The following is a 22,379-nucleotide window of genomic DNA, read 5'->3' on the forward strand; positions in this document are numbered from 1 at the left end:
TGGGGTCAAACACCGACCTGAAAGTGTGGTGTCGATTATGGATTCAAAACCATACATTCAGGTCGGCGTAGCTCCCAAGCGTCCCCCAATCAGTCCCCTCTCCCTCTGGGAGAGGGTTAGGGTGAGGGGCTCTTGATCTTCAGGCATAAAAAAGCCCCGACTCTCACGAGCCGGGGCTTTTGTATGACACGCTACAACGACTTAGCCGTTGAACACGTCATCCACGCTTTTCAGCGGGTAGTTCTTCGGATACGGCAGAGTAGCAACGCCGGTCTCGATCGCGGCCTTGGCCACGGCGTCGGAGATCAGGGTGATCAGGCGCTTGTCCATTGGCTTCGGAATGATGTACTCACGACCGAATTCCAGCGGAGCACCGCCGTAGGCATCGCACACGTCCTGTGGAACAGGCAGTTTGGCCAGTTCGCGCAGGGCGTTGGCGGCGGCGACTTTCATTTCTTCGTTGATGCGCTTGGCGCGAACGTCCAGGGCACCACGGAAGATGAACGGGAAGCCCAGCACGTTGTTGACCTGGTTCGGGTAGTCCGAACGGCCGGTAGCCATGATCACGTCGCTACGGGTGGCGTGCGCCAGTTCCGGGGAGATTTCCGGATCCGGGTTGGAGCAGGCGAACACGATCGGGTTGGCCGCCATCGACAGCAGGCCTTCGGCGCTCAGCAGGTTCGGACCGGACAGACCGACGAATACGTCAGCGCCTGCCAGTGCGTCTGCCAGGGTGCGCTTCTCGGTAGCGTGGGCGAACACGGCTTTGTACTGGTTCAGGTCGTCACGGCCGGAGTGGATCACGCCGGTACGGTCAACCATGAAGATGTTTTCGATGCGAGCGCCCATGCTCACCAGCAGTTTCATGCAGGAGATGGCGGCAGCGCCGGCGCCGAGGCAGACGATTTTTGCTTCCGGCAGGGTTTTGCCAGCGATTTCCAGGGCGTTGATCATGCCGGCAGCGGTCACGATCGCGGTGCCGTGCTGGTCATCGTGGAACACCGGAATGTCGCACTGCTCGATCAGAGCGCGTTCGATCTCAAAGCACTCTGGCGCCTTGATGTCTTCCAGGTTGATGCCACCGAAGGTGATGGAGATGCGCTTGACGGTGTCGATGAAGGCTTGCGGGCTTTCCGAGTCGACTTCGATGTCGAATACGTCGATGCCGGCGAAACGCTTGAACAGTACGCCCTTGCCTTCCATCACAGGCTTGGACGCCAACGGGCCGAGGTTGCCCAGGCCGAGAATCGCGGTGCCATCGGAAATGACTGCCACCAGGTTGCCCTTGCCGGTGTATTTGTAGGCCAGTTCAGGATCGCGAGCGATCTCGCGTACTGGTTCAGCTACGCCGGGGCTGTAGGCCAGCGACAGGTCGCGGGCGGTAGCAGTGGCCTTGGTGAGCTCGACACTCAGCTTCCCCGGACGAGGATTGGCGTGGTATTCGAGAGCGGCAGTTTTCAGATCAGACATTTTGGCATTCCGCTTTTTTACTGTTGGACAGACTGGTCAGCGAGGATACGCGCCTCGCAAAGTCCCCACAAGACTGGGCAGTCACCGCTGTCAAGCGCCCTGCCCTACGACTTTGGGCCAAGAGCCACGGCGCACAAGGGCTGGACTGTTCACAATCAGCTGTAAAAATGTCTACAATTTTTCTTCAACGCGGCACGTGCAGCATCGAAGGATCGGTCAACGGCAACAACCAGCGCGCCTGACCTTTTTGCAATCCACCGCGCCGGGTTCGGTCAACCACCCAGCCACGCGCCTCGATCTGCCTGCCTTTCAGTGCTTCCAGATCAGCACTGTCAAATCGTCCGAGCAGATTGGGTGCAACCCGCAATACAAGCCTGTCCTGCAACTCGATCCAGATTCCGCCGCGATTGCGCTGCACCTTGCTCACCCGACCGCTGACTACGGCAAAGCCTGAACGCTGGATCTCCTGCGCTTTCCGCACCGGCGATTGCCGCCAGAGACCAACCCCGGCCTGTCGAGCGCTGCGTTCGGCGGCCTGCTGGCAGGCGACCAGGTCGACATTCGGCGCCACCGCAACGTGAAAACCCAGGCCATCGGCAAGCATTTGCGCTTCGAGATTCACTCCGCTGACGCTGTAAACATGCGCGAGCGTACGGCCGTAATGGTCTTTCGCCTGCTTGCCGGGCCGCAAGCCGACCCGGCCGCCGCTCTCATCCACCAGCGCTTGCAGGCGTTTACGCGCCGCCACGGCGAAGGGTTCGTCGCTGCGGCCCTGCTTGCCCAGTTCCGGCGTATTGAGGCCGATCATGCGCACATTGCGCCCGTCGCTCAGGCGCAGGGTGTCGCCATCGACCACCCGCTGCACGCTGACGCTGGTCAGCCCTGCGGGTGTCGGGCAGAACGCCTGGGCGGCGGACAGCCAAATCGCAGACACAAAAAAGGCGCCCGCAAGGGACGCCTTTTTCATCAGTCTGGAGAAGTCGAAACGACCATCCAAAATGATCAGCCTCAGGCTTTTTTGCCGACGCCGAAAGTAGCGAAACGGTCTGCGAACTTCTGCACACGGCCGCCGGTGTCCAGAGTCTTCTGCTTACCGGTGTAGAACGGGTGGCATTCGTTGCAAACGTCGATCGCCAGGGCTTTGCCGTAGGTCGAACGAGTTTCGAACTTGTTACCGCAGCTGCAGGTAACAGCAATTTCCGGGTAGTTCGGATGGATATCGGCTTTCATGGTGTCTTCCTCAGGCTAGCGTGCCGCCACCCAACACTATTGTTGAATACCGCACGTAATTAGGCCGCGGATTCTACCAGACCTTTTCAATCGCGCAAGCTGTCACCGAGACCGACCGTCTGCTAGGCTCCCGGCCTTGAACGCACTTCCCTGTGGGAGCGAGTCTGCTCGCGAAGGCGCCATGGCAGTCGACACATGTGTTGCCTGACCCACCGCCTTCGTGAGCAGGCTCGCTCCCACAGGTCATGCATATCCGATCATTTTGCGTATCGAGATCCCCCCGCGTGCCCGACGCCATTTTGCGCCTTGCCCTGCCTTCGCCTCTGCGCCGCCTGTTCGATTACCGGGCGCCGGCCGGGGTGCGGCGTGAGCAATTGCAGCCGGGCATGCGCTTGCGGGTGCCGTTCGGTCGGCGCGAGATGATCGGGATTCTCGTCGAGGTCACCGACACCAGCGAGGTGCCGGCAGAAAAACTCAAACCGGCACTGGCCCTCCTCGACTCGACTTCACCGCTGCCGCCGGCGCTGTTCAAGCTGTGCCTGTGGACGGCGCAGTATTATCAGCACAGCCTCGGCGACACCTTGAACTGGGCCTTGCCAGTGCTGCTGCGTCAGGGCGAGCTGGCCGAAGCCCGCCAGGAACGCTTCTGGTCAGTGGCCCCCGGCGCCAGCGTCGATGACCCACGAGTCGCCCGTGCGCCACGCCAGCGCGAGGCGCTGACCACGCTGGCCCAGCACCCCCACGGCGTCGCCCATCAGTTGCTGAGCAAACTGATGCTGAGCAAGGACAGCCTCGATCTGTTGCTGGCCAAGGGACTGGTGCAAGTCGAAATCCGCCGCCACGCCCCCGGCGCTCGCCATGAACACTGGCTGGCGCAACCGGAGCTGCCGCTCAACAGCGAACAACGTGCGGCGTATGAAGCGATTCGCGCTGGCTTCGACAGCTATCACGCCTTCCTGTTGGCCGGCGTCACCGGCAGCGGCAAGACCGAAGTCTATCTGCAACTGATCCGCGAAACCCTCGAAGCCGGCAAACAGGCACTGGTGCTGATCCCGGAAATCAACCTCGGCCCGCAGACTCTGGCGCGCTTCGAACAGCGCTTCAATGCGCGCATCGCCCTGCTGCACTCGGCGGTAAATGATCGCGAACGCCTCGACGCGTGGCTCGCCGCCCGTGATGGCGAGGCCGACATTATTATCGGCACCCGTTCGGCGCTGTTCACGCCGATGAAAAATCCCGGGCTGATCATCATCGATGAAGAGCACGACGGCTCCTATAAACAGCAGGAAGGTCTGCGCTACCACGCTCGCGATCTGGCGCTGGTACGCGCACGGCAGGAAAACATCCCGATCGTGCTCGGCTCCGCCACGCCGTCGCTGGAAAGCCTGCATAACGCTTACACCGGTCGCTATGGCCTGTTGCGCCTGAACGAGCGCGCCGGCGGCGCCAAGCAACCGCGCTTCCTGCGGCTGGACGTGAAAAGCCGTCCGCTCGACAGCGGTATTTCCGGGCCGATGCAGCAAGCCATCGGCCAGACCCTCGCCAACGGCCAGCAGGTGCTGGTGTTCCTCAACCGTCGCGGCTTTGCCCCGACCCTGCTCTGCCACGATTGCGGCTGGATGTCCGAGTGCTCGCGCTGCGATGCGCGCATGACCGTGCATCAACGTTACGGCGAGTTGCGCTGCCACCACTGCGGCAACGTCGAGCGCACGCCGCGCCAGTGCCCGAAGTGCAGCAAGGTCGATCTGCGCCCCGTCGGCGCCGGCACCGAACGCGCCGAAGAACGCCTGGCGATTCTGTTCCCGGATTACCCGGTACTGCGCGTCGATCGCGACAGCACCTCGCGCAAGGACGCGATGAATCAGCTGTTTGCGACGATTCAAAAGGGTCAGCCGTGCATTCTGGTCGGCACGCAGATGTTGGCCAAAGGGCACCACTTCCCCCGGGTGACGCTGGTATCGATTCTGGATGCCGACGGTGGCCTGTTTTCCGGCGACTTCCGCGCCAGCGAGCGCATGGCGCAGTTGATCGTCCAGGTCGCCGGGCGCGCCGGCCGGGCTGAGGAGCCGGGCAGGGTGATCATCCAGACGCATTTGGCCGACCATCCTTTATTGGTGCAACTGACCGAGCAGGGTTATTTCGCCTTCGCCGAACAAGCCTTGAGCGAGCGCCGCGCGGCCGGGTTGCCGCCGTTTGCCCATCTGGCGCTGCTGCGCGCCGAAGCGCACAAGCCGGGGCAGGCGGAAGGTTTTCTCGATGAAGCGTGCAGCGAAGCCGAACGCCTGCTGGCCGAGTTGAATCTGAGCGGCATCGAATTGCTCGGGCCGGTGCCGGCGCCGATGGAGCGCCGAGCCGGGCGTTATCGCGCCCAGCTGTTGTTACAGGCGACCGCGCGGGCACCGCTGCACCGCTTGCTGGCGAGCTGGATGCTGGTGCTGGAGCAGATGCCGAGTGGGCGGGCAGTGCGCTGGTCGCTGGATGTTGATCCGGTGGATCTGTATTGAGCTGAAGATCGCTTTCGCGAGCAGGCTCGCTCCCACAACGGATCAGCGCCGTACATACCTTGTGTGTCCTGCGCAAAAACCTTGTGGGAGCGAGCCTGCTCGCGAAAGCGGACTTTTTGTCACCACATATCCACATCCTGCCTGCTAAGGTTGGCAAGCCCGTCTTCGCAACGGATAATGCCCAGTTTTTCCACCCGCGCATCGATGCGCCCGCCGCGCTTGCGGTCGAAAGAGAAGACCATGAAAGACACCATTCGCCAGCTGATCCAGCAAGCCCTCACCCAACTCGTCAACGAAGGTGTGTTGCCTGAAGGCCTGACGCCGGCGATCCAGGTGGAGAACGCCCGCGACAAGACCCACGGCGACTTCGCCAGCAACATCGCCATGATGCTGGCCAAGCCGGCCGGCATGAAGCCACGGGATCTGGCGGAGAAAATCATCGCCGCCCTGCCCTCTGACGAGAACGTCACCAAGGCCGAAATCGCCGGCCCGGGCTTCATCAATTTCTTCCAGAACACCCAGGCACTGGCCTCGCGCCTCGACGCCGCACTGGCCGACGCCCATGTCGGCGTGCGCAAGGCCGGCCCGGCGCAACGCACCGTGGTCGACCTGTCGGCGCCGAACCTGGCCAAGGAGATGCACGTCGGCCACTTGCGCTCGACCATCATCGGCGACGGCGTGGCCCGCGTGCTTGAGTTCCTCGGCGACGAAGTGATCCGCCAGAACCACGTCGGCGACTGGGGCACCCAGTTCGGCATGTTGATGGCGTACCTGCAGGAAAACCCGATCACCAGCGACGAATTGTCCGATCTGGAAAACTTCTACCGTGCGGCCAAGCAGCGTTTCGACGAGTCCGAAGAATTCGCCGATCGCGCGCGTGGCCTGGTGGTCAAGTTGCAGGCTGGCGATGCCGAATGCCTGGCACTGTGGACCAAGTTCAAGGACATCTCGCTGTCGCACTGCCAGAAGATCTACGAACTGCTCAACGTCAAACTGACCATGGCCGACGTGATGGGCGAAAGCGCCTACAACGACGACCTGATCAACGTGGTCAACGACCTGAAAGCAGCGGGCATGCTGGTCGAGAGCAACGGCGCCCAGTGCGTGTTCCTCGACGAGTTCAAGAACGCCGATGGCGACCCGCTGCCGGTGATCATCGTCAAGGCCGATGGCGGTTACCTGTACGCCACCACTGACCTGGCGGCCGTGCGTTACCGCAGCGGCAAGCTCAAGGCTGATCGCGCGCTGTATTTCGTCGACCAGCGTCAGGCCCTGCACTTCCAGCAGGTTTTCGCTGTGGCGCGCAAGGCCGGTTTCGTCACCCATCCGATGGAAATGGAACACATGGGGTTCGGTACCATGAACGGCGCCGATGGCCGTCCGTTCAAGACCCGTGATGGCGGCACCGTGAAGCTGATCGACCTGCTGACCGAAGCCCAGGAACGTGCCTACAACCTGGTGAAAGAGAAGAACCCGACCCTGGCCGAAGACGAGTTGCGCAACATCGCCAAGGTCGTCGGCATCGGCGCGGTGAAATACGCCGACCTGTCCAAGCATCGCACCAGCGACTACAGCTTCAACTTCGACCTGATGCTCAATTTCGAAGGCAACACCGCGCCGTATCTGCTGTACGCCTACACCCGTGTGGCCGGTGTGTTCCGCAAACTGGGCAAGGACTTCAGCGAAGTCGACGGCCAGATCGTCCTCGAAGCGGCGCACGAGCAGGAGCTGGCGGCGAAGCTGGCGCAGTTCGGCGAAGTGCTGAACAACGTGGCTGAAAAAGGCACGCCGCACATTCTCTGCACCTACCTGTACGACGTCGCCGGCCTGTTCTCCAGCTTCTACGAGAACTGCCCGATCCTCGCCGCCGACACCCCGGCGCAGATGCAGAGCCGTCTGCGTCTGGCCGCACTGACCGGTCGCACCCTCAAGCAAGGCCTGGAGCTGTTGGGTCTGGAAACTCTGGAGCGTATGTAAGTTGGCTGCCAAGAAAAAACCTGCACCCAAACGCGGCGCCAGCCGCTATCAGGCCCCGGCGAAACAACCGATTCCGGGCTGGCTGTGGATGGCCATCGGCCTGACCGTCGGCGCGTTCATCGTGTTTCTGATGAAACTGGAACCGGGCAAGGGCAGCGACACGGTCAAGCGCGAGAAGGTCGAACAGCAGCAGAAAGCGTCAAAGATCGCCGAGGCCAACAAGACCCCGCCGAGCCCGACGCAACCGGTGAAACCGAAGTACGACTTCTACACCCTGCTGCCGGAATCGGAAGTGATCGTGCCGCCGGACGCGGTACCGGAGAAGACCCTGCCGACGCCGCAAGTGCCGGCCGTCCCGACCACGCCGGTAACCCCGGCCGAAGCGGCGAAGATCGACACCGCACGGGCTCAAGCGGCTTTGGCCGGGATCACGCCGCCGCCAGCGCCACCGGTGAGCAAGGCCGCGCCAGTGACCAAGTTCTTCCTCCAGGCCGGTTCGTTCCGCAAGGAAACCGATGCTGACAAGGTGCGTGCGCAGATCATTCTGCTCGGCCAAGCCGTGGCGGTGGAGTCCGGCACGGTCAAGGATGAAACCTGGTATCGCGTGCTGGTCGGTCCGTTCAGCAACCGTGAACAACTGACCACGGCGCAGAAACAACTGGCTGGTGCCGGCTTCAGCAACCTGTTGTTACAACAACGCCAGAGCCGCTAAGGCTCTCAGAGGTCAGCTGCAACTTGCAGGTGACCTTCAAACTTTGTGGCGAGGGGATTTATCCCCGTTTGGCTGCGGAGCAGCCCTGAAACCAGCCATTGCGGTGCAGCAGGCATACCGCAAATGATGGTTTCGCGACTGCTCCGCAGCCGAACGGGGATAAATCCCCTCGCCACAGTCATCACACACACCATTCGTCTCCCATCGTCCCTGCCGGTTGAAATCCCCTCCAGCACCCCCATATGAATGGGCATAAGGCATTTTCGCCCCGCTGCGTGGAGACTCTTCCCTTGACCACCATCGTTTCAGTCCGCCGCCACGGCAAAGTCGTCATGGGCGGCGACGGCCAGGTTTCTCTCGGCAACACCGTGATGAAAGGCAACGCCAAAAAGGTCCGTCGCCTGTACCACGGCCAGGTCATCGCCGGTTTCGCCGGTGCCACCGCCGACGCCTTCACCCTGTTCGAACGTTTCGAAGGCCAGCTCGAAAAACATCAGGGTCACCTGATCCGCGCCGCCGTCGAACTCGCCAAAGAATGGCGCACCGACCGCTCCCTGAGCCGCCTCGAAGCGATGCTCGCGGTCGCCAACAAGGATGCTTCGCTGATCATCACCGGCAACGGTGACGTGGTCGAACCCGAAGATGGCCTGATCGCCATGGGTTCCGGCGGCGCCTACGCGCAAGCCGCCGCCAGCGCCCTGCTGAAAAAGACCGACCTGTCGGCGCGCGAGATCGTCGAAACCGCTCTCGGCATCGCCGGCGACATCTGTGTATTCACCAACCACACCCAGACCATTGAGGAGCAGGATCTCGCTGAGTAAGCCTGTTGCGGCCCCTGTGCCACGGCTTGTTTCTGCTTGAGGACCGTCAATTACTATGTCCATGACTCCCCGCGAAATCGTCCACGAACTCAACCGCCATATCATCGGCCAGGACGATGCCAAGCGCGCCGTCGCGATTGCCCTGCGCAACCGCTGGCGCCGCATGCAGCTGCCTGAAGAGCTGCGCGTTGAGGTGACCCCGAAGAACATCCTGATGATCGGCCCGACCGGTGTCGGTAAAACCGAGATCGCCCGTCGCCTGGCGAAACTGGCCAATGCGCCGTTCATCAAGGTCGAAGCGACCAAATTCACCGAAGTTGGTTATGTCGGCCGTGACGTCGAGTCGATCATCCGTGATCTGGCCGATGCCGCGATCAAAATGCTCCGCGAACAGGAAATGACCCGCGTACGTCACCGGGCCGAAGACGCCGCCGAGGATCGCATCCTCGACGCGTTGCTGCCGCCAGCACGCATGGGCTTCAGCAACGAAGAAGCGCCGAGCTCCGATTCCAACACCCGTCAGCTGTTCCGCAAGCGCCTGCGCGAAGGCCAGCTGGACGACAAGGAAATCGAAATCGAAGTCGCCGAAGTCTCCGGCATCGAAATCGCCACGCCGCCAGGCATGGAAGAGATGACCAACCAGCTGCAATCGCTGTTTGCCAACATGGGCAAGGGCAAGAAGAAGTCGCGCAAGCTCAAGGTCAAGGAAGCGCTGAAACTGGTGCGCGATGAAGAAGCCGGGCGTCTGGTCAACGAAGAAGAACTGAAGGCCAAGGCGCTGGAAGCGGTCGAGCAGCACGGTATCGTCTTCATCGACGAAATCGACAAGGTCGCCAAGCGCGGCAATGTCGGCGGCGCCGATGTCTCCCGTGAAGGCGTACAGCGCGACCTGCTGCCGCTGATCGAAGGCTGCACCGTCAACACCAAGCTGGGCATGGTCAAGACTGATCACATCCTGTTCATCGCCTCCGGCGCGTTCCACTTGAGCAAGCCAAGCGATCTGGTGCCGGAGCTGCAAGGTCGTCTGCCGATCCGCGTCGAGCTCAAGGCGCTGAGCCCGGAAGACTTCGAACGCATCCTCAGCGAACCGCACGCCTCGCTCACCGAGCAATACTGCGCGCTGCTGAAAACCGAAGGCCTGAACATCCAGTTCCAGCCCGAGGGCATCAAGCGTCTGGCGGAGATCGCCTGGCAGGTCAACGAGAAAACCGAGAACATCGGTGCCCGTCGCCTGCACACCCTGCTTGAGCGTCTGCTCGAAGAGGTGTCGTTCAGCGCCGGCGACCTGGCCAGCGCCCACGATGAGAAGGCGATTCTGATCGACGCCGAATACGTCAACAGCCACCTCGGCGAATTGGCGCAGAACGAAGATCTGTCCCGTTATATCCTGTAAGCCATACTTACAGCGGTAGCGGACCCTGTGGGAGCGAGCCTGCTCGCGAAGAGGTCGTGTCAGTCGGTATCAATGCCGTCTGAACCGCCGCTTTCGCGAGCAGGCTCGCTCCCACATTTGAATCAGGGTCGCCCACACATCGGACGCCAGCCCATGAATCGAATCCCCTCCGACATCAAACTGCACAAAGCCTCGAAAACCCTGACGCTCACTTACGCGTCCGGCGAGGAATTCACCCTGCCCGCCGAGTTCCTGCGCGTGCACTCCCCTTCTGCCGAGGTCCAGGGCCACGGCAAACCGATCCTGCAATTCGGCAAGCTCAACGTGGGTCTGAGCAAGCTGGAACCGGCTGGCAACTATGCACTGAAACTGACCTTCGACGATGGTCACGACAGCGGCCTGTTCACTTGGGAATACCTCTACGAACTCGGCAAGCGCCAGAACGAACTCTGGGACGATTATCTTGCCGAGCTGCGCGCTGCCGGGAAATCCCGCGATCCGAACGAGTCGTTCGTCAAGCTGATGCTCTAGGCCGTGGCTCTCGCTCTTTAGAGGGCATTTTCTAACTTCATCTGTTTGAATGCTCCGCGCATATGGCCCCGGATCGGCCGCTTGCGAAAAAAATTAAACTCAGGTAACCAATGGAGCTGGCAAGTTCCCTGCAGTGCTCTACGACTGTAAAGCAGCTATGCAGAATCAACGGTCACCCGAGCAGTAGTACCCGGCATTGGCTGTGGAAGCGACAGCGTGAAACCGGGTACTCGTCTCAGGACAATGGAGCGTCGTAGATGAGTGACAAGAATAACGATGACCTGAAGTACCAAGCCTCGGAAAACACTCTGGGGCTTAACCCCGTCGTCGGGCTGCGCGGAAAGGATCTGCTGGCCTCTGCTCGAATGGTGCTGAAACAGGCCATCAGACAACCGATTCACAGCGTCAGGCACGTGACCCATTTCGGCCTCGAGCTGAAGAACGTGCTGCTGGGTAAGTCCGCGCTGCAACCGGCCGGTGACGACCGCCGTTTCGCCGACCCGGCGTGGAGCCAGAACCCGCTGTACAAACGTTATCTGCAAACCTACCTGGCCTGGCGCAAGGAACTGCATGCCTGGATTGATGACAGCAGCCTGTCCCCCAAAGACATCGCTCGCGGCCATTTCGTCATCAACCTGATGACCGAAGCCATGGCGCCGACCAATACGGCGGCCAATCCGGCGGCGGTCAAACGCTTCTTCGAAACCGGCGGCAAAAGCCTGCTCGATGGCCTCTCGCATCTGGCCAAGGATTTGGTGCACAACGGCGGCATGCCAAGCCAGGTCAACATGGGCGCGTTCGAGGTCGGCAAGAGCCTCGGCGTCACCGAAGGTGCTGTGGTGTTCCGCAATGATGTGCTGGAGCTGATCCAGTACCGGCCGATCACCGAGCAGGTCCACGAGCGCCCGCTGCTGGTAGTGCCGCCGCAGATCAACAAGTTCTACGTTTTCGACTTGAGCCCGGACAAGAGCCTGGCGCGCTTCTGCCTGCGCAACAATGTGCCGACCTTCATCATCAGCTGGCGCAACCCGACCAAGGCCCAGCGCGAGTGGGGCCTGTCGACGTATATCGAAGCGCTGAAGGAAGCGGTCGACGTGGTCACCGCGATCACCGGCAGCAAAGACGTCAACATGCTCGGCGCCTGTTCCGGCGGCATCACCTGCACCGCCCTGCTCGGCCACTACGCCGCGCTCGGCGAGAACAAGGTCAACGCCCTCACCCTGCTGGTCAGCGTGCTCGACACCACCCTGGACAGCGACGTCGCCCTGTTCGTCGACGAGCAGACCCTGGAGACCGCCAAGCGCCACTCCTACCAGGCCGGCGTGCTCGAAGGCAAAGACATGGCCAAGGTCTTCGCCTGGATGCGCCCCAACGATCTGATCTGGAACTACTGGGTCAACAACTACCTGCTCGGCAACGAGCCGCCGGTGTTCGACATCCTGTTCTGGAACAACGACACCACTCGCCTGCCCGCTGCGTTCCACGGCGACCTGATCGAGATGTTCAAAAACAATCCACTGATCCGCCCCAATGCACTGGAAGTGTGCGGCACGCCGATCGACCTCAAGCAGGTCACCGCCGACATCTTCTCGCTGGCCGGCACCAACGACCACATCACGCCGTGGAAGTCCTGCTACAAGTCGGCGCAGCTGTTCGGCGGCAAAGTCGAATTCGTGCTGTCGAGCAGCGGCCATATCCAGAGCATCCTCAACCCGCCGGGCAATCCGAAGTCGCGCTACATGACCGGCGAAGAGATGGCGCCGACCGCCGATGACTGGCAGGAAAACTCGACCAAACATACCGATTCCTGGTGGCTGTACTGGCAGGCATGGCTGGCCGAACGCTCGGGCAACCTGAAAAAGGCCCCGACGAAACTGGGCAACAAAGCGTACCCGGCAGGCGAGGCTTCGCCGGGCACTTACGTACATGAGAGATAGCGGCAAGTTTCAAGCTGCGAGCGACAAGCTGAGCGGGTTCTGCTTGAAGCTTGCGGCTTGCAGCTGCTCCCAACTGACCCGAAGGGTTTGACCCATGCCGCAACCGTTCATATTCCGCACCGTCGATCTGGATGGCCAGACCCTCCGCACGGCGGTGCGTCCCGGCAAGCCTCATTTGACGCCTCTGCTGATTTTCAACGGCATCGGCGCCAACCTGGAGCTGGTGTTTCCGTTTGTCGCAGCGCTCGACCCGGATCTGGAAGTGATCGCCTTCGACGTACCCGGGGTCGGCGGGTCGTCGACGCCCAACCGGCCGTATCGCTTCCCCGGCCTGGCCAAACTGACGGCGCGGATGCTCGACTATCTCGACTACGGTCAGGTCAATGTGATCGGCGTCTCGTGGGGCGGCGCCCTGGCGCAGCAGTTTGCCTACGACTACCCCGAGCGCTGCAAGAAACTGGTACTGGCGGCGACCGCGGCCGGTGCGGTGATGGTCCCCGGCAAACCGAAAGTACTGTGGATGATGGCCAGCCCGCGCCGCTACATCCAGCCATCCCATGTGATTCGCATCGCGCCGATGATCTACGGCGGCTCGTTCCGCCGCGATCCGACGCTGGCTGCCAGCCATGCGGCGAAAGTGCGCTCGGCGGGCAAGCTCGGTTACTACTGGCAGCTGTTCGCAGGCCTCGGCTGGACCAGCATCCACTGGCTGCACAAGATCCATCAGCCGACGCTGGTGCTGGCCGGCGATGACGACCCACTGATTCCGCTGATCAACATGCGCATGCTCGCCTGGCGCATTCCCAACGCGCAGTTGCACATCATCGATGACGGCCATCTGTTCCTGATTACCCGCGCCGAAGCGGTGGCGCCGATCATCATGAAGTTTCTCGAAGAGGAGCGTCTGCGCGCAGTCATGCACCCGCATCCGACCCCGCTCGGCGGCTGATCGCGGCGGCCTGCTTTATGCAGCACTTTTCAAATCAAGCGCGCGGCAGGACGCCGCGCAGGCAGCAACCGGTAACAGCGTCTATGGTGTTCTGGTTCGGTGAGTGTGTTTTTGCCCTGAAGACGAAGGAGTGTTGAGTCATGCGCGAAAAACCAGCGACGGGCGTGGTGCCCAGCCCCGCCGTGTTTATCAACGCCCAAAGTGCGATCGCCGGTCTGCGTGGCAGGGATCTGCTGTCGACACTGCGCAGCGTCGCCGCCCACGGCTTGCGCAATCCGTTGCACAGCGCAAAGCATGCGCTGAAGCTTGGCGGACAGTTGGGGCGCGTGCTGCTCGGCGAAACCCTGCACCCGACCAATCCGCAAGACAGCCGCTTCGCCGATCCGGCGTGGAGCCTCAACCCGTTCTACCGGCGCAGCCTGCAGGCGTATCTGGCCTGGCAGAAACAGGTCAAGAGCTGGATCGATGAAGGCGACATGAGCCCTGAAGATCGTGCCCGTGCGCACTTCGCTTTCACCCTGCTCAATGACGCCGTGGCGCCCTCCAACACCCTGCTCAATCCGCTGGCAGTCAAGGAGCTGTTCAATTCCGGCGGGCAGAGTCTGGTGCGTGGCCTGAGCCATCTGTTCGATGATCTGTTGCACAACGACGGCCTGCCACGGCAAGTGACCAAGCAGGCGTTCGAGGTCGGCAAAACCGTAGCGACTACCACTGGGGCTGTGGTGTTTCGCAATGAAATGTTCGAGTTGATCCAGTACAAATCGATGAGCGAAAAGCAGTACGCCAAGCCCTTGCTGGTGGTGCCGCCGCAAATCAACAAGTACTACATTTTCGATCTGAGCCCGCAGAACAGCTTCGTCCAGTACGCCCTGAAAAACAGCCTGCAGACCTTCATGATCAGTTGGCGCAATCCTGATGTGCGCCATCGCGAGTGGGGCTTGTCGAGTTACGTCGAAGCGGTCGAAGAAGCGATGAATATCTGCCGGGCGATTACCGGCGCCCGCGAAGTCAACCTGATGGGCGCCTGCGCCGGCGGCCTGACCATCGCCGCCCTGCAAGGGCACTTGCAGGCCAAACGGCAACTGCGCCGGGTTGCCAGCGCGACCTATCTGGTCAGTCTGCTCGACAGCCAGATCGAAACTCCAGCGACGCTGTTTGCCGATGAACAAACACTGGAAGCGGCCAAGCGTCGCTCGTATCAGAAAGGCGTGCTCGATGGACGCGACATGGCCAAGGTCTTCGCCTGGATGCGTCCCAACGATTTGATCTGGAGTTACTTCGTCAACAACTACCTGCTGGGCAAGGAGCCGCCAGCCTTCGACATCCTCTACTGGAACAACGACAACACCCGCCTGCCAGCGGCGCTGCACGGCGATCTGCTGGACTTCTTCAAGCACAACCCGCTGATCCACGCGGGCGGTCTAGAAGTGTGCGGTACGCCGATCGATCTGCAGAAGGTCAATGTCGACAGCTTCAGCGTCGCCGGCATGAACGACCACATCACGCCATGGGACGCGGTGTATCGCTCGACCCTGCTGCTCGGTGGCGAGCGACGTTTCGTGCTGTCCAACAGCGGCCACGTGCAGAGCATCCTCAACCCGCCGAGCAACCCGAAAGCTGCCTACGTCGAAAACGCCAAACTGAGCAGCGACCCGCGTGCCTGGTACTACGATGCCAGACACGTCGACGGCAGCTGGTGGCCGCAGTGGCTGGAATGGGTCGCGCAGCGCTCCGGCGCCCTTAACGAGACCCGCACAACACTGGGTAACCCGAACTATCCACCGATGGAAGCGGCACCCGGCACCTATGTGCATGTGCGCTGACGCTCAACCGAAATTTTCTAAGAAGACTGGATGAAAACCCGCGACCGGATTCTCGAATGTGCACTGCAACTGTTCAACGAAAAGGGTGAGCCGAACGTTTCCACCATGGAGGTGGCCAACGAAATGGGGATCAGCCCGGGCAATCTCTACTACCACTTCCACGGTAAAGAACCGCTGATTCTCGGCCTGTTCGAACGCTTCCAGCACGAGCTCGCGCCCCTGCTCGACCCGCCGCCGGACGTGGAGCTTGCACCGGAGGATTACTGGTTGTTCTTGCATTTGATCGTCGAGCGCCTGGCGCAATACCGGTTCCTGTTCCAGGACCTGTCGAACCTCGCCGGGCGCTTGCCGAAACTGGCCAAGGGGATTCGCAATCTGCTCAATGCGCTGAAGCGGACGCTGGCGTCGTTGCTGGCGCGATTGAAGGCTTCGGGTCAACTGGTCAGCGATACCCAGGCCTTGGGGCAACTGGTGGAGCAGGTGACCATGACGCTGCTGTTCTCGCTGGATTACCAGCGGATTCTTGATCGTGAGGGAGAGGTCAGGTTGGTGGTTTATCAGATCATGATGCTGGTGGCGCCGCATTTGCTGCCGCCGGTGAAGGTGGCGACAGAGCGGATGGCCTTGCAATACCTTGAGGATCACGACTGACCCGAAAAGCCCCTCACCCTAACCCTCTCCCGGAGGGAGAGGGGACTGATTGGGGGATGTTCGCGAGCTACGCCGACCTGAGCGAGCTTCTTTGAATCGATAATCGACTCGATTTGTTCAGGTCGACGTATGACGCAGGACACCTCGGTCGGCTCCCTCTCCTTGGGGAGAGGGCTGGGGTGAGGGGCCGCTTGGAATGCACAAACAAAAACGCCCGACCTTCACAGGCCGGGCGTTTTTGGTTTGCCCTGAAATCAGGACTGACTGGATGGCGTCGACGGTGTCGATGCCGCAGTCGGAGTAGCTGCTGCCGTGGGTGCCGCAGCGGAGTTTGCCGCGTTGGCCAGAGCTGTTGGCGCAGTCGATGGCGCCGCAGCCGGTTTCGGCGCAGCGGCTTTCGGCGCGGCCGGTTTTTTCACTGCAGGCTTTTTCGCCGCAGCCGGTTTGGCCGCAGGCTTCGCAGCGGGTTTGGCGGCAGCAGTTTTCGCTGCTGGCTTGGCCGCTGGTTTCGCTGCAGCTTTAGCCGCAGGTTTTGCTGCTGCTTTGGCGGCAACCGGTTTGGCGGCAGCCTTGACCGCAGGCTTGGCGGCCGCAGTTTTGGTCGCAGCTTTCGCAGCCGGTTTTGCTGCCGCTTTGGTCAGTGGCTTGGCTGCGGTTTTCGCCGCAGGTTTGGCAGCTGCAGTTTTACTGGCAGGTTTCGCCGCAGCGGTTTTTGCCGCCACAGGCTGCGCTTTCAGACCGGTGAGTTTTTCGATCTGCTTTGTCAGCGTATCGACCTTGGCGTTGAGCGCCTTGACCTCATTGCGGCTCGGCACACCCAGGCGCGAAATCGCGCTGTTCAGGCGCTTGTCGAAAGCCCCTTCCAGCTCGTCCCACTTGCCCAGTGCGCGATCTTTCACGCCGCTGATACGCGACTTGGCCGAGGAGGTCGAGTCCTCGACTTTCTTGCCGACGGCAGTCTTGGTGAGCTTCTCGGCTTTCTCGCCGTCTTTGACCAATGCATCGAAGAGTTTGCTGCCGTCAGTGTCGATCTTCGAGTACACGCCTAAACCAGCCAGCCAGATTTTGCGGGAGTAGGACTCGACCTTCCCGACCCACGAGCTGCTTTCTTTATCGGTGTTCTTTTTGCCAGCCATCCCGTTCTCCTTAAGATTTTCGCGCGACGCGTTCGAGCAATGCCGTCAGCTCATCGAGCTTAGCAGAGAGTGCCTCAACGTCATGTTTAGACGGAATGCCGATCCGATTCAAGGCGCTGGCCACGCGGTTGTCGAAGGCCTTCTCGACCTTGTCGAGCTGAACTTCAACGCGACCCTTGAACGAGCTGACCTGAGTGGCCGCGTCATCGATCTCGGCGTTGGCCGCATGGAGTTTTTCGCTGACGGCTTTTTTGCCTTTCTTTTCAACAGTTTGACCGGCGGCTACGAGCTCTTGAAAGTACTCGCTGCCCTCTTGGCCGACCTTGGTGTAGGCGCCCAGGCCTGCCAGCCAGATCTTGCGGGCATAGGATTTGACGTCGCTCAGAGTGGAAGTCGGAGCGTCGATTTTTTTCTTCAAAATGACTTTGGCCATGGTGCACCTCACGCGCAGAAGGTTTGAGGAACTGCCGGACGAGTGTCGGGCTCAGGCACAAAGTAGGGAGAAAAATTAGAAAGGGCACCCTAACCAGCGGGAGCATCACAGAACAAATGTGGGAGCGAGCCTGCTCGCGAATGCGTCATATCAGCCAACATTTCAGTCAACTGATACACCGCTTTCGCGAGCAGGCTCGCTCCCACAGGGGACTGGATTTCAATCTGGAAATCAGGCCAGGGCTTTGTCGAGGGCTTTCTCGATCTCGGCTTTGATCATGCCGCTCATGGCCGACATCATCAGGCCCAGTTCGACGTCGACCCTGATCGAATCGTCCGCCACATGCACTTCGCCTTTCACGCCGGAGCGCTTGAGGTTCAGGGTGTCGCCCGACCACTGCGGCTCCAGGCCGTATTGTTCGTTGAGCTTTTTGGCCAGTTTGTCGGCCTTTTCGCGGGCGGCTTCCTTGCCCAGGGTGTGGGCGCGCTCAACACTGATTTTGGCCATGGAATGACTCCTGATGATTGAATGGCTGACGTTGAATCTTGACCGCATCTGCGGCAAATCGTCCCGAAGGTTGCCCATCTTACCTTTAGCCATTCCAAGACAAAGCATGGCTTGGGGATTAGAATGTCGCGCATTCTCTTTTGGTGACAGCGATATGACTGATCAGCGCAAAGGCAGCGATGCCGAACCCACCACTCACTTCGGCTTCAAAAACGTTCCGGAAAGCCAGAAAGCGGAAAAAGTCGCTGAGGTTTTCCATTCCGTAGCCGCTAAATACGACCTCATGAACGACCTTCTGTCGGGCGGCATGCACCGTCTGTGGAAGCGTTTCGCGATCGAGCTTTCCGGCGTGCGCAGCGGCAACCGCGTACTCGACATCGCTGGTGGCACCGGCGACCTGACCCGCAAGTTCTCGAACCTCGTCGGCCCGACCGGCCAGGTCGTGCTGGCCGACATCAACGAGTCGATGCTCAAGGTCGGCCGTGATCGTCTGCTCGATCTGGGCGTTGCCGGCAACGTCGAATTCGTCCAGGCCGACGCGGAAAAACTGCCATTCCCGGACAACCATTTCGACTGCGTGACCATCGCCTTCGGCCTGCGCAACGTGACGCACAAAGAGGACGCGTTGCGTTCGATGCTGCGCGTGCTCAAGCCCGGCGGACGCCTGCTGGTGCTGGAATTCTCCAAACCGACCAACGCGCTGATGTCCAAAGCCTACGACGCCTACTCGTTCGCCTTCATGCCGCTGATGGGCAAGCTGATCACCAACGATTCGGAAAGCTATCGCTACCTGGCCGAATCGATCCGCATGCACCCGAATCAGGAAACCCTGAAGTCGATGATGGTCGAGGCCGGTTTCGACCGCGTGACCTATCACAACATGACCGCAGGCATCGTCGCCCTGCACCGCGGCATCAAACCCTGATGTTGCTCACCGGGCTGCTCGCCAGCGTCGAACTCGGCCTCAACCGGGTGCTGCGTCTCGACAGCACGGCGCTGCCGCGCCTGGCGCATCTGACCGGCAAGGTGATTGCCGTCGACTGCCGCAGCCCGGCGCTGCAACTGTTCATACTGCCCAGTGACGAAGGCCTGATGCTGGCTTCGCAGTGGGCAGCGGACGTCGATTGCACGTTGCGTGCACCGGCCTCGAGCCTGCTGAAACTGGCCCTGAGCAAGGACAAGACCGCCGTGCTGCATGCACCGGAAGTCGAGCTCGATGGCGACAGCGGCGTGCTGCTGGAGCTGGCCGGCGTACTGCAGGATCTTGAGCTGGACTGGGAGTACGAACTCTCGCGCTGGCTCGGGCCGGTCGCCACGCAATTGCTCGGCGGCCATCTGCGCAGCCGCGCGCGCTGGTATCAACAAGGATTTGCCAGCCTCAACCAGAATCTTGCCGAATACCTCGCCGAAGAATCACGCACCCTTGTCGGGCAGCGTGAAGCCGAAGCGCGATTCAGCGAACTGGACCGGATCAAACTCGATCTGGAACGACTCGAGGCGCGTTTCGAGCGCCTTTCCCGATCCCTCGACCCAAGCGATAACGCATGAAGCTGCTTGCCGTCCGCCGTCTGTTGCGCATCCAGCGCGTCGTGATCCGCTACCGCCTCGATGACCTGCTGTTCGATCTGCCACTGCCCTGGTTTCTTCTGGCCGTGCGCTTTTTGCTGCCGTGGCGCTGGCTGCCGCGCAAACCGCTGGAACTCAATCGTGGTGCGCGCTTGCGTCTGGCGTTGCAGGATCTGGGGCCGATCTTCATCAAGTTCGGACAGATTCTTTCGACCCGCCGCGACTTGCTGCCGGAAGACATCGCCGATGAGCTGATGCTCTTGCAGGACCGCGTACCGCCGTTCGATTCGCAAGTGTCGATCAAGCTTATCGAAGAACAGCTGGGCAAGAAAATCAGCGAAGTGTTCAGCCGTTTCGACGTCGCCCCGCTGGCCTCGGCCTCGGTGGCGCAGGTGCATGCGGCGCAGCTCAAAAGCGGCGAAGAAGTCGTGGTCAAGGTCATTCGCCCAGGCCTGAAACCGATCATCGCGCAGGATCTGGCGTGGCTGTTCATCCTGGCCCGCGCCGCCGAGAAGTTCTCCGCTGACGCGCGCCTGCTGCACCCGGTCGACGTGGTGCAGGATTACGAAAAGACCATTTACGACGAACTCGATCTGTTGCGCGAGGCTGCCAACGCCAGCCAGTTGCGCCGCAACTTCGAGGGCTCGCAGCTGCTTTATGTACCGCAAGTCTATTGGGACTGGTGCCGACCGAAAGTGCTGGTCATGGAGCGCATTTACGGCATTCAGGTCACCGATCTGGCGACCCTCGCTGACCAGCGCACCGACATGAAAATGCTCGCCGAGCGTGGCGTGGAGATTTTCTTCACTCAAGTGTTCCGCGACAGCTTCTTCCACGCCGACATGCACCCGGGCAACATTTTCGTCAGCACCGTCAATCCGTGGAGCCCGCAATACATCGCGATCGACTGCGGCATCGTCGGCAGCCTGACCCCGGAAGACCAGGACTATCTGGCGCGCAACCTGTTCGCCTTCTTCAAGCGTGACTACCGTCGTGTGGCGCAACTGCACATCGACTCGGGCTGGGTGCCGGCGGAAACCAAACTCAACGAATTCGAAGCGGCGATCCGTACGGTGTGCGAACCGATCTTCGAAAAACCGTTAAAAGATATTTCATTTGGCCAGGTGCTGATGCGCCTGTTCCAGACCGCACGCCGCTTCAACATGGAAGTGCAGCCGCAACTGGTGCTGTTGCAGAAGACCTTGCTGAACATCGAAGGCCTCGGTCGTCAGTTGTATCCGGATCTGGATCTGTGGAACACCGCGCAGCCGTTTCTCGAGCGCTGGATGCGCGAACGCGTCAGCCCGAAAGCCTTGCTGGGCAACGTGCAGAGCCAGCTGGAGCAGATTCCGCACCTGTCGAACATGGCCCGCGATCTGCTCGAACGCATGTCGCAACCCCACGCCAAAGACCCTCCGCCGCCGTGGCACAAACGCAAGGACGACTGGTTCCTGCGCCTGCTCGGCTGCGCGCATCTGGCCGGCGGCGCGATCCTCGCAGCGGGTGGTCCGTTGACCGAGTGGGCGCACTGGCCCGCCGGAATCATGATCGCGGTCGGTTTGTATCTGGTCGTTCGCCGATAGCACGATTGAGCTGCAAGTTATAAGCTGCCAGCTTCAAGCTTGACGCTACAGGCACGCCGCAACGTGCGTTTACTTGCAGCTCGAAGCTCATGGCTTGCTGCTGCTTTTCGAGATTTGACGATGAAAAACTGGCTGGACGAGATCAAGTGGGATGCTGACGGCCTGGTGCCGGCGATTGCCCAGGATCACAAGACCGGGCGCGTATTGATGATGGCCTGGATGAACCGCGAAGCGCTGGAACTGACCGCTGCGGAGAATCGTGCAATCTACTGGTCACGTTCCCGTGGCAAGCTGTGGCGCAAGGGCGAAGAGTCCGGCCATGTGCAGACCCTGCATGAAATGCGTCTGGACTGTGACGCCGACGTGATCATCCTGATGGTTGAACAGATCGGCGACATCGCCTGCCACACCGGCCGTCAAAGCTGCTTTTACCGGGTCTTCGAAAACGGCGACTGGAAAACGGTCGACCCGGTACTGAAAGACCCGCACGCTATCTATTCCGCAGGACACACACATGAGTGACACCCTGACCCGCCTCGCTCAGGTACTTGAAGAGCGCAAAGGCGCAGCCGCCGACAGTTCGTATGTCGCCAGCCTGTATCACAAGGGTCTGAACAAGATTCTGGAGAAAGTCGGCGAAGAGTCGGTCGAAACCATTATTGCCGCCAAGGATGCCGCGATCAGCGGCGATTGCAGTGATGTGATCTACGAGACCGCCGACCTGTGGTTCCACAGTATGGTCATGCTCGCCCAACTGGGGCAGCATCCGCAGGCCGTGCTGGATGAACTGGACCGTCGCTTCGGCTTGTCCGGACACGTCGAGAAAGCCTCGCGTCCGTCCGCCTGAACAACTTTTAGAGAGGAATCGCCACATGGGCATTTTTGACTGGAAACACTGGGTCGTCATTCTGATTGTCGTGGTGCTGGTGTTCGGTACCAAGAAACTGAAAAACCTCGGCACCGACGTTGGCGAATCGATCAAGGGCTTTCGCAAAGCCATGAACGACGACGAAAAACCGGCCGAACCGAGCGTGACCCCGCCGGGCCAGCCAGTGCCACCGGTGCAGCCGCAAACCACCGCTCAGGCCAACCCGCCGCACACCATCGACGTGCAGGCGCAGAAAGTCGAAGAGCCGATCCGCAAAGACGTGTGAGC

The 22,379-nt window shown here is 60.9% G+C and carries 23 protein-coding genes; 16 read left to right on the forward strand and 7 right to left on the reverse strand.

Going from position 1 to position 22,379, the window contains the following annotated elements; translation table 11 throughout:
- Positions 1–201: 201 nt before the first annotated feature.
- The 3 genes from ACV8MC_RS04660 to rpmE all read right to left on the reverse strand — a co-directional run bounded on the left by ACV8MC_RS04660 (position 202) and on the right by rpmE (position 2,700).
- Positions 202–1,470, reverse strand: a complete 1,269-nt coding sequence (locus ACV8MC_RS04660) for a malic enzyme-like NAD(P)-binding protein (protein ID WP_016772053.1) — start codon at positions 1,468–1,470, stop codon at positions 202–204.
- Between the two features lie 184 nt (positions 1,471–1,654).
- Complete coding sequence (locus ACV8MC_RS04665; protein ID WP_457264608.1) at positions 1,655–2,437, reverse strand: thermonuclease family protein; 783 nt, start codon at positions 2,435–2,437, stop codon at positions 1,655–1,657.
- A gap of 41 nt (positions 2,438–2,478) precedes the next feature.
- Positions 2,479–2,700, reverse strand: a complete 222-nt coding sequence (rpmE, locus tag ACV8MC_RS04670; RefSeq protein ID WP_041477565.1) for a 50S ribosomal protein L31 — start codon at positions 2,698–2,700, stop codon at positions 2,479–2,481.
- 284 nt (positions 2,701–2,984) lie between these two features.
- Between rpmE and ACV8MC_RS04675 the strand changes: the two genes are divergently transcribed.
- Complete coding sequence (locus ACV8MC_RS04675) at positions 2,985–5,204, forward strand: primosomal protein N' (RefSeq protein ID WP_064363276.1); 2,220 nt, start codon at positions 2,985–2,987, stop codon at positions 5,202–5,204.
- Between the two features lie 119 nt (positions 5,205–5,323).
- On the opposite strand, the gene ACV8MC_RS04680 is transcribed toward ACV8MC_RS04675, so the two are convergent.
- Positions 5,324–5,446 (reverse strand): hypothetical protein, encoded by a 123-nt coding sequence (locus tag ACV8MC_RS04680; RefSeq protein ID WP_016772057.1) that lies wholly within the window; start codon positions 5,444–5,446, stop codon positions 5,324–5,326.
- Here ACV8MC_RS04680 and argS point away from each other — a divergent pair.
- The 9 genes from argS (at position 5,445) to ACV8MC_RS04725 (ending at position 15,998) form a co-directional block, all read left to right on the forward strand.
- Positions 5,445–7,181, forward strand: coding sequence for an arginine--tRNA ligase (gene argS, locus ACV8MC_RS04685; RefSeq protein WP_095181033.1), 1,737 nt, complete (start codon positions 5,445–5,447; stop codon positions 7,179–7,181). The genes ACV8MC_RS04680 and argS overlap by 2 nt on opposite strands.
- 1 nt (position 7,182) lies before the next feature.
- The gene (locus ACV8MC_RS04690) at positions 7,183–7,893 is read left to right on the forward strand and encodes an SPOR domain-containing protein (protein WP_041477562.1); all 711 of its coding nucleotides are present in this window, start codon (positions 7,183–7,185) and stop codon (positions 7,891–7,893) included.
- 290 nt (positions 7,894–8,183) lie between these two features.
- Positions 8,184–8,714 carry an ATP-dependent protease subunit HslV gene (gene hslV, locus ACV8MC_RS04695; RefSeq protein WP_007968352.1) on the forward strand — a complete coding sequence of 177 codons (531 nt, stop codon included), beginning with the start codon at positions 8,184–8,186 and terminating at the stop codon, positions 8,712–8,714.
- 55 nt (positions 8,715–8,769) lie between these two features.
- On the forward strand, positions 8,770–10,107 hold the full coding sequence (gene hslU, locus ACV8MC_RS04700) for an ATP-dependent protease ATPase subunit HslU (RefSeq protein ID WP_457264611.1): 1,338 nt from the start codon (positions 8,770–8,772) through the stop codon (positions 10,105–10,107).
- Between the two features lie 153 nt (positions 10,108–10,260).
- On the forward strand, positions 10,261–10,638 hold the full coding sequence (locus tag ACV8MC_RS04705; protein WP_056787320.1) for a gamma-butyrobetaine hydroxylase-like domain-containing protein: 378 nt from the start codon (positions 10,261–10,263) through the stop codon (positions 10,636–10,638).
- 257 nt (positions 10,639–10,895) lie between these two features.
- A complete protein-coding gene (gene phaC, locus ACV8MC_RS04710) occupies positions 10,896–12,575 on the forward strand; it encodes a class II poly(R)-hydroxyalkanoic acid synthase (RefSeq protein WP_071174139.1) in 1,680 nt (559 codons plus the stop codon).
- Between the two features lie 94 nt (positions 12,576–12,669).
- The gene (gene phaZ / locus ACV8MC_RS04715) at positions 12,670–13,524 is read left to right on the forward strand and encodes a poly(3-hydroxyalkanoate) depolymerase (protein ID WP_016772063.1); all 855 of its coding nucleotides are present in this window, start codon (positions 12,670–12,672) and stop codon (positions 13,522–13,524) included.
- A 140-nt stretch (positions 13,525–13,664) separates the two neighbouring features.
- A complete protein-coding gene (gene phaC / locus ACV8MC_RS04720; protein WP_122751640.1) occupies positions 13,665–15,347 on the forward strand; it encodes a class II poly(R)-hydroxyalkanoic acid synthase in 1,683 nt (560 codons plus the stop codon).
- A 30-nt stretch (positions 15,348–15,377) separates the two neighbouring features.
- A complete protein-coding gene (locus ACV8MC_RS04725; protein ID WP_024011259.1) occupies positions 15,378–15,998 on the forward strand; it encodes a TetR/AcrR family transcriptional regulator in 621 nt (206 codons plus the stop codon).
- 254 nt (positions 15,999–16,252) lie between these two features.
- On the opposite strand, the gene ACV8MC_RS04730 is transcribed toward ACV8MC_RS04725, so the two are convergent.
- The 3 genes from ACV8MC_RS04730 to ACV8MC_RS04740 all read right to left on the reverse strand — a co-directional run bounded on the left by ACV8MC_RS04730 (position 16,253) and on the right by ACV8MC_RS04740 (position 18,074).
- Positions 16,253–17,134 (reverse strand): phasin family protein, encoded by an 882-nt coding sequence (locus ACV8MC_RS04730; protein WP_236168188.1) that lies wholly within the window; start codon positions 17,132–17,134, stop codon positions 16,253–16,255.
- 10 nt (positions 17,135–17,144) lie between these two features.
- A complete protein-coding gene (locus ACV8MC_RS04735; RefSeq protein ID WP_076565216.1) occupies positions 17,145–17,567 on the reverse strand; it encodes a phasin family protein in 423 nt (140 codons plus the stop codon).
- Positions 17,568–17,798: 231 nt separating this feature from the next.
- Positions 17,799–18,074: a polyhydroxyalkanoic acid system family protein gene (locus tag ACV8MC_RS04740; RefSeq protein WP_056787308.1), complete on the reverse strand. Its 276-nt coding sequence runs from the start codon at positions 18,072–18,074 to the stop codon at positions 17,799–17,801.
- A 154-nt stretch (positions 18,075–18,228) separates the two neighbouring features.
- On the opposite strand from ACV8MC_RS04740, the gene ubiE reads away from it, so the two are divergent.
- From ubiE to ACV8MC_RS04770, 6 genes are all read left to right on the forward strand, one after another.
- Complete coding sequence (ubiE, locus tag ACV8MC_RS04745; RefSeq protein ID WP_016772069.1) at positions 18,229–18,999, forward strand: bifunctional demethylmenaquinone methyltransferase/2-methoxy-6-polyprenyl-1,4-benzoquinol methylase UbiE; 771 nt, start codon at positions 18,229–18,231, stop codon at positions 18,997–18,999.
- Positions 18,999–19,622 carry a ubiquinone biosynthesis accessory factor UbiJ gene (locus ACV8MC_RS04750; RefSeq protein ID WP_151551878.1) on the forward strand — a complete coding sequence of 208 codons (624 nt, stop codon included), beginning with the start codon at positions 18,999–19,001 and terminating at the stop codon, positions 19,620–19,622. The genes ubiE and ACV8MC_RS04750 overlap by 1 nt, the downstream gene beginning before the upstream one ends.
- Positions 19,619–21,223, forward strand: a complete 1,605-nt coding sequence (ubiB, locus tag ACV8MC_RS04755; RefSeq protein WP_150741728.1) for a ubiquinone biosynthesis regulatory protein kinase UbiB — start codon at positions 19,619–19,621, stop codon at positions 21,221–21,223. Before ACV8MC_RS04750 ends, ubiB begins: the two co-directional genes overlap by 4 nt.
- Before the next feature lie 120 nt (positions 21,224–21,343).
- Positions 21,344–21,745: a phosphoribosyl-AMP cyclohydrolase gene (gene hisI, locus ACV8MC_RS04760; protein WP_007899278.1), complete on the forward strand. Its 402-nt coding sequence runs from the start codon at positions 21,344–21,346 to the stop codon at positions 21,743–21,745.
- Complete coding sequence (locus tag ACV8MC_RS04765; protein WP_003220849.1) at positions 21,738–22,070, forward strand: phosphoribosyl-ATP diphosphatase; 333 nt, start codon at positions 21,738–21,740, stop codon at positions 22,068–22,070. Before hisI ends, ACV8MC_RS04765 begins: the two co-directional genes overlap by 8 nt.
- Before the next feature lie 25 nt (positions 22,071–22,095).
- Positions 22,096–22,377, forward strand: coding sequence for a twin-arginine translocase TatA/TatE family subunit (locus ACV8MC_RS04770; protein WP_457264615.1), 282 nt, complete (start codon positions 22,096–22,098; stop codon positions 22,375–22,377).
- Positions 22,378–22,379: the final 2 nt, after the last annotated feature.

The organism is Pseudomonas sp. PK-RTE-24, from assembly GCF_054052265.1.

Coding starts and splice junctions, on each gene's coding strand:
- ACV8MC_RS04660 (WP_016772053.1), bottom strand. CDS start 1,470: ATGTCTGATCTGAAAACTGCCGCTCTCGAATACCACGCCAATCCTCGT.
- ACV8MC_RS04665 (WP_457264608.1), bottom strand. CDS start 2,437: ATGAAAAAGGCGTCCCTTGCGGGCGCCTTTTTTGTGTCTGCGATTTGG.
- rpmE (WP_041477565.1), bottom strand. CDS start 2,700: ATGAAAGCCGATATCCATCCGAACTACCCGGAAATTGCTGTTACCTGC.
- argS (WP_095181033.1), top strand. CDS start 5,445: ATGAAAGACACCATTCGCCAGCTGATCCAGCAAGCCCTCACCCAACTC.
- ACV8MC_RS04680 (WP_016772057.1), bottom strand. CDS start 5,446: ATGGTCTTCTCTTTCGACCGCAAGCGCGGCGGGCGCATCGATGCGCGG.
- hslU (WP_457264611.1), top strand. CDS start 8,770: ATGTCCATGACTCCCCGCGAAATCGTCCACGAACTCAACCGCCATATC.
- ACV8MC_RS04705 (WP_056787320.1), top strand. CDS start 10,261: ATGAATCGAATCCCCTCCGACATCAAACTGCACAAAGCCTCGAAAACC.
- phaC (WP_071174139.1), top strand. CDS start 10,896: ATGAGTGACAAGAATAACGATGACCTGAAGTACCAAGCCTCGGAAAAC.
- phaZ (WP_016772063.1), top strand. CDS start 12,670: ATGCCGCAACCGTTCATATTCCGCACCGTCGATCTGGATGGCCAGACC.
- phaC (WP_122751640.1), top strand. CDS start 13,665: ATGCGCGAAAAACCAGCGACGGGCGTGGTGCCCAGCCCCGCCGTGTTT.
- ACV8MC_RS04725 (WP_024011259.1), top strand. CDS start 15,378: ATGAAAACCCGCGACCGGATTCTCGAATGTGCACTGCAACTGTTCAAC.
- ACV8MC_RS04730 (WP_236168188.1), bottom strand. CDS start 17,134: ATGGCTGGCAAAAAGAACACCGATAAAGAAAGCAGCTCGTGGGTCGGG.
- ACV8MC_RS04735 (WP_076565216.1), bottom strand. CDS start 17,567: ATGGCCAAAGTCATTTTGAAGAAAAAAATCGACGCTCCGACTTCCACT.
- ACV8MC_RS04740 (WP_056787308.1), bottom strand. CDS start 18,074: ATGGCCAAAATCAGTGTTGAGCGCGCCCACACCCTGGGCAAGGAAGCC.
- ubiE (WP_016772069.1), top strand. CDS start 18,229: ATGACTGATCAGCGCAAAGGCAGCGATGCCGAACCCACCACTCACTTC.
- ACV8MC_RS04750 (WP_151551878.1), top strand. CDS start 18,999: ATGTTGCTCACCGGGCTGCTCGCCAGCGTCGAACTCGGCCTCAACCGG.
- ubiB (WP_150741728.1), top strand. CDS start 19,619: ATGAAGCTGCTTGCCGTCCGCCGTCTGTTGCGCATCCAGCGCGTCGTG.
- hisI (WP_007899278.1), top strand. CDS start 21,344: ATGAAAAACTGGCTGGACGAGATCAAGTGGGATGCTGACGGCCTGGTG.
- ACV8MC_RS04765 (WP_003220849.1), top strand. CDS start 21,738: ATGAGTGACACCCTGACCCGCCTCGCTCAGGTACTTGAAGAGCGCAAA.
- ACV8MC_RS04770 (WP_457264615.1), top strand. CDS start 22,096: ATGGGCATTTTTGACTGGAAACACTGGGTCGTCATTCTGATTGTCGTG.